An 11,915-nucleotide genomic window follows, 5' to 3' on the forward strand; every position below is an offset into this window, starting at 1 on the left:
TGAGAATAAAATAATGTGGGTCAAGAAAAAACAGGCCGGACAGAGGTATTAACCCCATGTCCGGCCTGGAAGATTCAAGGTAGTAGGCCGGACAGGCGAGAGCGCTATCCGGCAGACAATTAACGCTTAATATCAGACTTAAAATCGCGCTTGTCGTAGCCGGTATACAGCTGACGAGGACGGGCGATTTTCATGCCGTCAGTGTGCATTTCATTCCAGTGTGCAATCCAGCCAACGGTACGCGCCATGGCGAAGATCACGGTGAACATGGAGGACGGAATGCCCATCGCTTTCAGAATGATACCAGAGTAGAAGTCTACGTTCGGGTAGAGTTTCTTCTCGATGAAGTACGGGTCGTTCAGCGCAATGTGCTCAAGCTCCATTGCCACTTCCAGCAAATCATCTTTGGTGCCCAGCTCTTTCAGCACTTCATGGCAGGTTTCACGCATCACGGTGGCGCGCGGGTCATAGTTTTTGTAAACACGGTGACCAAAGCCCATCAGGCGGAAAGAATCATTCTTGTCTTTCGCGCGGCGAACAAATTCCGGAATGTGTTTAACCGAGCTGATTTCTTCCAGCATTTTCAGCGCAGCTTCGTTGGCGCCGCCATGTGCCGGTCCCCACAGGGAAGCAATACCAGCCGCGATGCAGGCAAACGGGTTAGCCCCTGAAGAGCCTGCGGTACGCACGGTAGAGGTTGAGGCGTTCTGTTCGTGGTCAGCGTGCAGGATCAGGATACGGTCCATGGCGCGTTCCAGGATTGGATTGACTTCGTATTTTTCGCACGGCGTGGAGAACATCATGTTCAGGAAGTTACCGGCGTAGGAGAGGTCATTACGCGGGTACACGAACGGTTGTCCGATGGAGTATTTGTAGCACATCGCTGCCATGGTCGGCATTTTGGACAGCAGACGGAAGGCGGCGATTTCACGGTGACGCGCATTATTTACGTCCAGAGAATCGTGATAGAACGCAGCCAGCGCCCCGGTGACACCGCACATAACGGCCATCGGGTGGGAGTCGCGGCGGAAACCGTGGAACAGACGCGTGATCTGCTCGTGAATCATGGTATGGCGAGTGACCGTGGTTTTGAACTCGTCGTACTCCTCCTGCGTCGGTTTTTCGCCGTACAGCAGGATATAACACACTTCCAGATAGTTGGACTCGGTCGCCAACTGGTCAATCGGGAAGCCGCGATGCAGCAAAATGCCTTCATCACCATCGATGAACGTAATTTTGGATTCGCAGGATGCGGTAGAGGTGAAACCTGGGTCAAAAGTAAACATCCCCTTTGAGCCAAGGCTACGAATATCAATAACATCTTGACCGAGCGTACCTTTCAGCACATCCAGTTCAATAGCAGCGTCACCATTTAGAGTGATTTTTGCTTTAGTATCAGCCATTTACGGTCTCCTTAGCGCCTTATTACTTAAGACTGCGGAAGTCAGACTTGTTTTCGATACATCAATCAACCGTTACCAGTTTTTTATTCGGCTCGCCGCTCTGCGATAGAGGCGAAAACCAGGGTACAGAGCAATGGGCGCTTGCAGGTAAATCAGTTAACTCATGGTGAAATAGTAACAAATCAACAACTTAGCAATCCGAATTATTTAACCTGTCTATCACTAATAACTGTCCTGAAGGTATTGGTCAATACTTCCACACTGTTACATAACTAAATCTCCGGTGAAAGAGTGACCCCATAACTTTTACGCATTATATGCTTTTTCTGGTGTCGTTTGTAACAACTTTGTTTAATGATTGTCAAATCAGATGATTAAAAATTAAAATAATGTTGTTATCGTGACCTATGTCACTGTTCGGGATAAAACCCGACAAACTATATGTAGGTTAATTGTAATGATTTTGTGAACGTCCTATACTGCCGCCAGGTCTCCGGAATACCCTGCAATCCCGAGCCAACCAGCGTTGTAACGTGTCGTTTTAGCAACTGGAAGCAGTGTTTTATATGACGCGTAGTTATAGTAAGGACGCTGTCTGACCCGCAAGCAGACCGGAGGAAGGAAATCCCGGCGTCTTTCAGACTACAGAAGTCTGCATCTTCTGTGCCCGAAGTCCAAAGGGAATAATAAGAACAGCATGTGGGCGTTATTCATGATAAGAAATGTGAAAAAACAAAGACCTGTCAATCTGGATCTGCAAACGATCCGGTTCCCAATCACGGCGATAGCGTCCATTCTCCATCGCGTATCCGGAGTGATCACCTTCGTGGCGGTCGGGATTCTGTTGTGGTTATTGGGTACCAGCCTTTCCTCCCCTGAAGGTTTCCTCACGGCGTCATCCATTATGAATAACTTCTTCGTGGAGTTAATCATGTGGGGGATCCTGATTGCGCTGGCTTATCACGCCGTAATGGGCATTCGCCATCTGTTGATGGATTTTGGCTATATCGAAGAAACCCTCGAAGCAGGGACACGCTCCGCCAAAATTTGTTTCGTTATCATTGTCGTGCTTTCACTTCTCGCAGGAGTCCTCGTATGGTAAGCAACGCCTCCGCATTAGGACGCAACGGCGTACATGACTTCATTCTGGTCCGTGCTACCGCTATCGTTCTGACGTTATACATCATCTATATGGTCGGCTTCTTCGCCACCAGCGGCGAGTTGACCTTTGAAGTCTGGACCGGTTTTTTCTCATCGGCATTCACCAAAGTCTTCACTCTGCTGGCACTTTTTTCCATCTTGATTCATGCCTGGATTGGCATGTGGCAGGTGTTGACCGACTACGTTAAACCTCTGGCTGTACGCCTGATTCTGCAACTGGCTATCGTCGTTGCGCTGGTGGTTTACGTCATTTATGGATTTGTTGTGGTGTGGGGTGTGTAATGAAACTGCCAGTCAGAGAATTTGATGCTGTTGTGATTGGTGCCGGTGGCGCAGGTATGCGCGCGGCGCTGCAAATTTCCCAGAGCGGACAGACCTGTGCGCTGCTCTCCAAAGTTTTTCCAACCCGTTCCCATACCGTATCTGCGCAGGGTGGCATCACCGTGGCGCTCGGTAATACTCATGAAGATAACTGGGAATGGCACATGTACGACACCGTCAAAGGGTCGGACTACATTGGTGACCAGGACGCAATTGAATATATGTGTAAAACTGGCCCGGAAGCGATTCTGGAGCTGGACCATATGGGCCTGCCGTTCTCTCGTCTCGATAATGGCACCATTTATCAACGTCCGTTTGGCGGTCAGTCGAAGAACTTCGGCGGCGAGCAGGCGGCACGTACCGCAGCAGCGGCAGACCGTACCGGCCACGCGCTCCTGCACACCCTGTATCAGCAGAACCTGAAAAACCACACCACCATCTTCTCTGAGTGGTATGCACTGGACCTGGTGAAGAATGCTGATGGCGCGATTGTCGGTTGTACCGCACTGTGTATTGAAACCGGTGAAGTCGTTTACTTTAAAGCTCGTGCCACCGTACTGGCGACGGGTGGCGCAGGTCGTATTTATCAATCAACCACTAACGCCCACATCAACACCGGTGACGGTGTAGGTATGGCTATCCGCGCTGGCGTGCCGGTGCAGGATATGGAAATGTGGCAGTTCCACCCGACCGGTATCGCTGGCGCGGGCGTGCTGGTCACAGAAGGTTGTCGTGGTGAAGGCGGCTACCTGCTGAACAAACACGGCGAGCGCTTTATGGAGCGTTATGCCCCGAACGCGAAAGACCTAGCGGGTCGTGACGTGGTGGCGCGTTCCATCATGATCGAAATCCGTGAAGGCCGCGGCTGCGACGGCCCATGGGGTCCGCACGCCAAGCTGAAACTCGATCATCTGGGTAAAGAAGTGCTGGAGTCCCGGCTGCCGGGTATTCTCGAACTGTCTCGTACCTTTGCCCACGTTGACCCGGTGAAAGAGCCGATCCCGGTAATTCCTACCTGTCACTATATGATGGGCGGTATCCCGACCAAAGTAACCGGCCAGGCGTTGACCGTGAACGAGCAGGGCGAAGATGTGGTGATTCCGGGGCTGTTTGCGGTAGGCGAAATCGCCTGCGTATCGGTTCACGGCGCCAACCGTCTGGGCGGCAACTCGCTGCTGGATCTGGTGGTCTTTGGTCGTGCGGTGGGTCTGCATCTGCAGGAATCTATCGCGGAACAGGGCGACCTGCTGGATGCGACGGAAGACGAGATCGATGCTTCTCTGGCTCGTCTGAATCGCTGGAACGGCAACCGTAACGGCGAAGATCCGGTCGCCATTCGCAAAGCGCTGCAGGAATGTATGCAGCATAACTTCTCGGTATTCCGCGAAGGCGATGCGATGGCGAAAGGACTGGAAGAGCTGAAAGCGATTCGCGAGCGTCTGAAAAACGCCCGTCTGGATGATACCTCCAGTGAATTTAACACCCAGCGCGTTGAGTGTCTGGAGCTGGATAACCTGATGGAAACCGCTTACGCCACCGCAGTCTCTGCAAACTTCCGTACCGAAAGCCGTGGCGCGCATAGCCGCTTCGACTTCCCGGAACGTGATGATGAAAACTGGCTGTGCCATTCCCTGTACCTGCCAGAGTCGGAAACCATGACGCGACGTCAAGTCAATATGGAACCGAAGCTGCGCCCGGCATTCCCGCCGAAGATTCGTACTTATTAATGCGGAGACAGGACAATGAAACTCGAGTTTTCAGTTTATCGCTATAACCCGGACGTTGACGATGCTCCGCGCATGCAGGATTACACCCTGGAAGCGGAAGAAGGGCGCGACATGATGCTGCTGGATGCATTGATGCAGCTGAAAGAAAAAGATCCGTCGCTATCGTTTCGTCGCTCCTGCCGTGAAGGGGTCTGCGGCTCTGACGGTCTGAACATGAACGGCAAAAATGGATTGGCCTGTATCACACCTGTTTCTGCGCTGAATCAGCCGGGCAAGAAAATTGTCATTCGCCCGCTGCCGGGTTTACCGGTTGTGCGCGATTTGGTGGTAGACATGGGACAATTCTACGCACAGTATGAGAAGATTAAGCCTTACTTGTTGAATAATGGGAAAAATCCACCGGCTCGCGAGCATTTACAAATGCCAGAGCAGCGTGAGAAGCTCGATGGGCTGTATGAATGTATTTTGTGTGCATGCTGCTCAACGTCCTGCCCATCATTCTGGTGGAATCCGGACAAATTCATCGGTCCGGCTGGTCTGCTGGCTGCATATCGCTTCCTGATTGACAGCCGCGATACCGAGACCGACAGCCGCCTGGAAGGTTTAAGTGACGCTTTCAGCGTATTCCGCTGTCACAGCATCATGAACTGCGTCAGCGTATGTCCTAAGGGGCTGAACCCGACGCGCGCCATCGGCCATATTAAGTCGATGCTGCTCAAGCGTAGTGCATAAGTTGTTGTAGTGGTTGCCGGATGGCGACGTAAACGTCTTATCCGGCCTACAGGTACAATCCCGTAGGCCTGATAAGTGAAGCGCCATCAGGCAAATTGTTAATGTAGGAAACCTCTAAAAACTGCCACATGATTAGACAGTTTTTAAAGGTTCCTTCGCGAGCCAAACAAAAAGAGCTCGCAAGTGAACCCCGGCACGCACATCGGTGTGCGTGGTAGTATCCACGGCGAAGTAAGCATACAAATGCTTAAGGGATCACGATGCAGAACAGCGCTTTGAAAGCCTGGTTGGACTCTTCTTACCTCTCTGGCTCGAACCAGAGCTGGATAGAACAGCTCTATGAAGACTTCTTAACCGACCCTGACTCGGTAGATGCTAACTGGCGTTCGACGTTCCAGCAGTTACCTGGCACCGGAGTCAAACCGGATCAACTCCACTCAAAAACACGTGATTATTTCCGTCGGCAGGCGTTGATTACCCCACGTTACTCTTCTTCTATTTCCGACCCTGATGCCAATGTGAAGCAGGTTAAAGTCCTGCAGCTCATTAACGCCTACCGTTTCCGCGGTCATCAACATGCGAATCTTGATCCGCTGGGACTGTGGCAGCAAGAGAAAGTGGCCGATCTGGATCCGTCTTTCCACGATCTGACCGATGCGGATTTCCAGGAAAGCTTTAACGTAGGCTCTTTTGCCGGCGGCAAAGACACCATGAAGCTGAGCGACCTGGTTGTTGCGCTGAAACAAACCTACTGCGGCCCGATTGGCGCCGAGTATATGCACATCACCAGCACCGAAGAAAAACGCTGGCTTCAGCAGCGCATCGAGTCTGGCCGCGCCGCGTTTAGTAGTGAAGAGAAAAAACGCTTCCTCAGCGAACTGACCGCAGCGGAAGGTCTGGAACGTTACCTGGGCGCGAAGTTCCCGGGCGCGAAACGCTTCTCGCTGGAAGGCGGTGATGCGTTAATTCCGATGCTGAAAGAGATGATCCGCCACGCGGGTAACAGTGGTACGCGTGAAGTGGTGCTGGGCATGGCGCACCGTGGTCGTCTGAACGTACTGGTCAACGTGCTGGGTAAAAAGCCGCAGGATCTGTTCGACGAATTCGCGGGCAAACATAAAGAACATCTCGGCACTGGCGACGTGAAGTACCACATGGGCTTCTCGTCAGATATCGAAACCGAAGGCGGTCTGGTACACCTGGCGCTGGCGTTTAACCCGTCACACCTGGAAATTGTTAGCCCGGTGGTAATCGGTTCCGTCCGTGCGCGTCTGGATCGTCTGGATGAGCCGAGCAGCAATAAAGTCCTGCCTATCACCATTCATGGTGATGCGGCGGTGACCGGGCAGGGCGTGGTGCAGGAAACCCTGAACATGTCGAAAGCGCGTGGTTACGAAGTGGGCGGTACCGTTCGCATCGTTATCAACAACCAGGTGGGCTTCACTACCTCTAACCCGTTGGATGCGCGTTCTACCCCATATTGCACCGACATCGGTAAGATGGTTCAGGCACCGATTTTCCACGTCAATGCGGATGACCCGGAAGCAGTCGCTTTCGTCACGCGTCTGGCGCTGGACTTCCGTAATACCTTCAAACGCGATGTCTTCATCGATCTGGTGTGCTACCGCCGTCACGGCCATAACGAAGCCGATGAGCCGAGCGCAACCCAGCCGCTGATGTATCAGAAAATCAAAAAGCATCCGACCCCGCGCAAAATCTACGCCGACAAGCTGGAAGCGGACAAAGTCGCCACGCTGGAAGATGCGACCGAAATGGTCAACCTGTATCGCGATGCGCTGGATGCTGGCGAGTGTGTAGTGAAAGAGTGGCGTCCAATGAACATGCACTCCTTCACCTGGTCGCCATATCTCAACCACGAATGGGACGAAAGCTACCCGAACAAAGTTGAGATGAAGCGTCTGCAGGAGCTGGCTAAACGCATCAGCACTGTACCTGAAGCGGTTGAAATGCAGTCGCGCGTTGCCAAAATTTACGGCGATCGTCAGGCCATGGCCGCAGGCGAGAAGCTGTTCGACTGGGGTGGCGCAGAGAATTTGGCTTACGCCACACTGGTTGACGAAGGCATTCCGGTTCGTCTGTCGGGTGAAGATTCCGGTCGCGGAACCTTCTTCCACCGCCACGCGGTTATTCATAACCAGGCGAACGGTTCAACCTACACGCCGCTGCAGCATGTGCATAACGGCCAGGGCACGTTCCGCGTATGGGACTCCGTACTGTCTGAAGAAGCGGTGCTGGCGTTTGAATACGGTTACGCCACGGCAGAACCGCGCACTCTGACCATCTGGGAAGCCCAGTTCGGTGACTTCGCCAACGGTGCTCAGGTCGTTATCGACCAGTTCATCTCTTCCGGCGAACAGAAATGGGGTCGTATGTGCGGTCTGGTTATGCTGCTGCCGCACGGCTACGAAGGTCAGGGCCCGGAGCACTCCTCCGCGCGTCTGGAACGTTATCTGCAACTTTGCGCTGAGCAAAACATGCAGGTTTGCGTCCCGTCCACCCCGGCACAGGTGTACCACATGCTGCGTCGTCAGGCGCTGCGCGGTATGCGTCGTCCGCTGGTGGTGATGTCACCGAAGTCGCTGCTGCGTCACCCGCTGGCGGTGTCTACGCTGGACGAACTGGCAAATGGCACCTTCCTGCCGGCTATTGGCGAAGTCGATGAACTTGATCCGAAAGGCGTGAAGCGTGTTGTGATGTGTTCTGGTAAGGTTTATTACGACCTGCTGGAGCAACGCCGCAAGAATGACCAAAAAGATGTTGCCATTGTGCGCATCGAACAGCTCTATCCGTTCCCGCATAAAGCGGTGCAGGAAGCGCTGAAACCGTTTGCTCACGTACATGATTTTGTCTGGTGCCAGGAAGAGCCGCTCAACCAGGGCGCATGGTATTGCAGTCAGCATCATTTCCGTGAAGTGATTCCATTTGGGTCCGCTCTGCGTTATGCAGGTCGCCCGGCCTCTGCCTCTCCGGCAGTAGGGTATATGTCCGTTCACCAGAAACAGCAACAAGATCTGGTTAATGACGCGCTGAACGTCGATTAAATAAAGGATAAATAATGAGTAGCGTAGATATTCTTGTTCCCGACCTGCCTGAATCCGTAGCGGATGCAACGGTTGCAACCTGGCACAAAAAACCGGGCGATGCAGTACGTCGTGATGAAGTACTGGTAGAAATCGAAACTGACAAAGTGGTACTGGAAGTACCGGCATCAGCGGACGGTATCCTTGATGCGGTTCTGGAAGATGAAGGGACAACCGTCACCTCCCGCCAGATCCTCGGTCGCTTGCGTGAAGGCAACAGCACTGGTAAAGAAACCAGCGCCAAGTCTGAAGAGAAAGATTCTACTCCGGCACAGCGCCAGCAGGCGTCGCTTGCAGAGCAGAACAACGATGCCCTGAGCCCGGCGATCCGTCGCCTGCTCGGTGAACATAACCTCGAAGCCAGCGCCATCAAAGGCACTGGCGTTGGTGGCCGCATCACCCGCGAAGATGTGGAAAAGCATCTGGCCAAAGCGCCGGCAGCAAAAGACGAAGCCAAAGCGCCAGCAGCCGCGCCTGCGCCTCAGCCTCAACTGGGTGCGCGTGGCGAAAAACGTGTGCCAATGACCCGTCTGCGCAAACGCGTAGCCGAGCGTCTGCTGGAAGCGAAAAACTCCACCGCCATGCTGACGACGTTCAACGAAGTCAACATGAAGCCGATTATGGACCTGCGTAAGCAATACGGTGATGCGTTCGAAAAACGTCACGGTATCCGTCTGGGCTTTATGTCTTTCTACGTGAAAGCGGTGGTTGAAGCGCTGAAACGCTATCCGGAAGTCAACGCCTCTATCGATGGCGATGACGTGGTGTACCACAACTACTTTGATGTCAGCATGGCGGTCTCCACGCCGCGCGGCCTGGTAACGCCGGTCCTGCGTGATGTGGATCTGCTGGGTATGGCTGACATTGAGAAGAACATTAAAGAACTGGCAGTAAAAGGTCGCGACGGCAAGTTGACGGTTGAAGATCTGACGGGCGGTAATTTCACCATCACTAACGGCGGTGTGTTCGGTTCCCTGATGTCTACGCCGATCATCAACCCACCGCAGAGCGCCATCCTGGGTATGCATGCCATCAAAGATCGTCCGATGGCGGTAGACGGCAAGGTTGAAATTCTGCCGATGATGTATCTGGCGCTGTCTTATGACCACCGTCTGATCGATGGTCGTGAGTCAGTAGGCTTCCTGGTAACCATTAAAGAGTTGCTGGAAGATCCAACGCGTCTGCTGCTGGACGTGTAACGAAAAAGAGTATCACCTGCCCCGTAGGTCTGGACGCCTTATCAGACCTACGGGTAAAAGATAACGATTACCTGAAGGATGGACAGAACACATGAACTTACATGAATATCAGGCAAAACAACTTTTTGCCCGCTATGGCTTACCGGCACCGGTGGGTTATGCCTGTAATACTCCGCGTGAAGCTGAAGAAGCCGCATCTAAAATCGGCGCAGGCCCGTGGGTAGTGAAATGTCAGGTTCACGCTGGTGGCCGTGGTAAAGCGGGCGGTGTGAAGGTTGTTAACAGCAAAGAAGACATTCGCGCTTTTGCTGAGCACTGGCTGGGGAAACGTCTGGTGACTTACCAGACAGACGCTAATGGCCAACCGGTAAATCAGATTCTGGTTGAAGCGGCGACCGATATCGGTAAAGAACTTTACCTCGGCGCAGTGGTTGACCGTAGTTCCCGTCGCGTGGTCTTTATGGCTTCGACTGAAGGCGGCGTGGAAATCGAAAAAGTAGCGGAAGAAACCCCGCACCTGATCCACAAAGTGGCGCTGGATCCGCTGGCAGGACCGATGCCTTACCAGGGGCGTGAGCTGGCGTTCAAACTGGGTCTGGAAGGTAAACAGGTTCAGCAATTCACCAAAATCTTCATGGGGCTGGCGACCATTTTCCTGGAGCGCGACCTGGCGCTGATCGAAATCAACCCGCTGGTAGTAACCAAACAGGGCGATCTGATCTGCCTCGATGGCAAACTGGGCGCTGACGGTAACGCACTGTTCCGCCAGGCTGACCTGCGCGAAATGCGCGACCAGTCTCAGGAAGATCCTCGTGAAGCGCAGGCTGCACAGTGGGAACTGAACTACGTCGCACTGGACGGTAACATCGGTTGTATGGTTAACGGTGCGGGCCTGGCAATGGGCACCATGGACATCGTTAAACTGCACGGCGGCGAACCGGCTAACTTCCTCGACGTGGGCGGCGGCGCAACCAAAGAGCGCGTAACCGAAGCGTTCAAAATCATCCTCTCCGACGACAATGTAAAAGCCGTTCTGGTTAACATCTTCGGCGGTATCGTACGTTGCGACCTGATCGCTGACGGTATCATCGGCGCGGTAGCCGAAGTGGGCGTTAACGTCCCGGTTGTCGTTCGTCTGGAAGGCAACAACGCCGAGCTCGGCGCGAAAAAACTGGCTGATAGCGGCCTGAATATTATTGCAGCGAAAAGTCTGACGGATGCAGCTCAGCAGGTTGTTGCCGCAGTGGAGGGGAAATAATGTCAGTTTTAATTAATAAAGATACCAAGGTTATCTGTCAGGGCTTCACCGGTAGCCAGGGGACTTTCCACTCCGAACAGGCGATTGCATACGGTACGCAGATGGTTGGCGGCGTAACGCCAGGCAAAGGCGGCACCACCCACCTCGGTCTGCCGGTGTTCAACACCGTTCGTGAAGCCGTAGAAGCGACCGGCGCTACCGCCACCGTGATCTACGTTCCGGCGCCGTTCTGCAAAGACTCCATTCTGGAAGCGATCGACGCAGGCATCAAACTGATTATCACCATCACCGAAGGTATCCCGACGCTGGATATGCTGACCGTGAAGGTGAAGCTGGACGAAGCTGGCGTACGCATGATCGGCCCGAACTGCCCAGGCGTGATCACCCCGGGCGAATGCAAAATCGGCATCATGCCGGGTCACATTCACAAGCCGGGCAAAGTGGGGATCGTTTCCCGTTCCGGTACGCTGACCTATGAAGCGGTTAAGCAGACCACCGACTACGGTTTCGGCCAGTCCACCTGTGTAGGTATTGGCGGCGACCCGATTCCTGGCTCTAACTTCATCGACATTCTGAAGCTGTTCCAGGAAGATCCGCAGACCGAAGCGATCGTGATGATCGGCGAGATCGGCGGTAGCGCGGAAGAAGAAGCGGCGGCGTACATTAAAGATCACGTCACCAAGCCGGTAGTTGGCTACATCGCGGGCGTCACCGCGCCGAAAGGCAAACGTATGGGCCACGCCGGTGCGATCATCGCTGGTGGTAAAGGTACCGCAGACGAGAAATTCGCGGCTCTGGAAGCTGCTGGCGTGAAAACCGTTCGCAGCCTGGCCGATATCGGCGAAGCGCTGAAAACCGTTATTAAGTAAGAAGTAAAAAAACAGCCCTGACTCTCTGCATGGTCAAGGGCTGGTCCCGTTTCGACATGGTTGGCCATCTGATGATGGCCTTTTTTTTGTCCTTAAATATTTTTCTTGCCAATTGATCATAATCATCTGCACAAATGAGATTAT

9 protein-coding genes and 1 pseudogene are annotated in these 11,915 nt (G+C 53.5%); 8 read left to right on the forward strand and 2 right to left on the reverse strand.

The genetic code is table 11. From position 1 onward, the window contains the following. Positions 1-119: 119 nt before the first annotated feature. Complete coding sequence (locus FHD02_RS10975; RefSeq protein ID WP_006685463.1) at positions 120-1,403, reverse strand: citrate synthase; 1,284 nt, start codon at positions 1,401-1,403, stop codon at positions 120-122. Between the two features lie 203 nt (positions 1,404-1,606). After that, positions 1,607-1,717 (reverse strand): annotated as a pseudogene (locus tag FHD02_RS10980) (hypothetical protein). A gap of 383 nt (positions 1,718-2,100) precedes the next feature. On the opposite strand from FHD02_RS10980, the gene sdhC reads away from it, so the two are divergent. From sdhC to sucD, 8 genes are all read left to right on the forward strand, one after another. After that, positions 2,101-2,505, forward strand: a complete 405-nt coding sequence (gene sdhC / locus FHD02_RS10985; RefSeq protein WP_042309715.1) for a succinate dehydrogenase cytochrome b556 subunit — start codon at positions 2,101-2,103, stop codon at positions 2,503-2,505. Continuing rightward, entirely contained in the window at positions 2,499-2,846 is a 348-nt protein-coding gene (gene sdhD / locus FHD02_RS10990) for a succinate dehydrogenase membrane anchor subunit (protein WP_005122550.1), read from the forward strand. The genes sdhC and sdhD overlap by 7 nt, the downstream gene beginning before the upstream one ends. After that, on the forward strand, positions 2,846-4,612 hold the full coding sequence (gene sdhA, locus FHD02_RS10995; protein WP_038638885.1) for a succinate dehydrogenase flavoprotein subunit: 1,767 nt from the start codon (positions 2,846-2,848) through the stop codon (positions 4,610-4,612). The genes sdhD and sdhA overlap by 1 nt, the downstream gene beginning before the upstream one ends. A 15-nt stretch (positions 4,613-4,627) precedes the next feature. Further along, on the forward strand, positions 4,628-5,344 hold the full coding sequence (gene sdhB / locus FHD02_RS11000; protein WP_038638888.1) for a succinate dehydrogenase iron-sulfur subunit SdhB: 717 nt from the start codon (positions 4,628-4,630) through the stop codon (positions 5,342-5,344). A gap of 260 nt (positions 5,345-5,604) precedes the next feature. Next, positions 5,605-8,406 (forward strand): 2-oxoglutarate dehydrogenase E1 component, encoded by a 2,802-nt coding sequence (gene sucA / locus FHD02_RS11005; RefSeq protein ID WP_038638891.1) that lies wholly within the window; start codon positions 5,605-5,607, stop codon positions 8,404-8,406. A 14-nt stretch (positions 8,407-8,420) separates the two neighbouring features. Then, entirely contained in the window at positions 8,421-9,644 is a 1,224-nt protein-coding gene (odhB, locus tag FHD02_RS11010; protein ID WP_137349216.1) for a 2-oxoglutarate dehydrogenase complex dihydrolipoyllysine-residue succinyltransferase, read from the forward strand. 91 nt (positions 9,645-9,735) lie between these two features. Next, positions 9,736-10,902, forward strand: a complete 1,167-nt coding sequence (gene sucC / locus FHD02_RS11015) for an ADP-forming succinate--CoA ligase subunit beta (RefSeq protein ID WP_038638897.1) — start codon at positions 9,736-9,738, stop codon at positions 10,900-10,902. Continuing rightward, positions 10,902-11,771 (forward strand): succinate--CoA ligase subunit alpha, encoded by an 870-nt coding sequence (gene sucD / locus FHD02_RS11020; protein ID WP_003022929.1) that lies wholly within the window; start codon positions 10,902-10,904, stop codon positions 11,769-11,771. The genes sucC and sucD overlap by 1 nt, the downstream gene beginning before the upstream one ends. Positions 11,772-11,915: the final 144 nt, after the last annotated feature.

This window comes from Citrobacter sp. EC_71, assembly GCF_019584005.1.
GTDB classification, from domain to species: domain Bacteria; phylum Pseudomonadota; class Gammaproteobacteria; order Enterobacterales; family Enterobacteriaceae; genus Citrobacter; species Citrobacter werkmanii.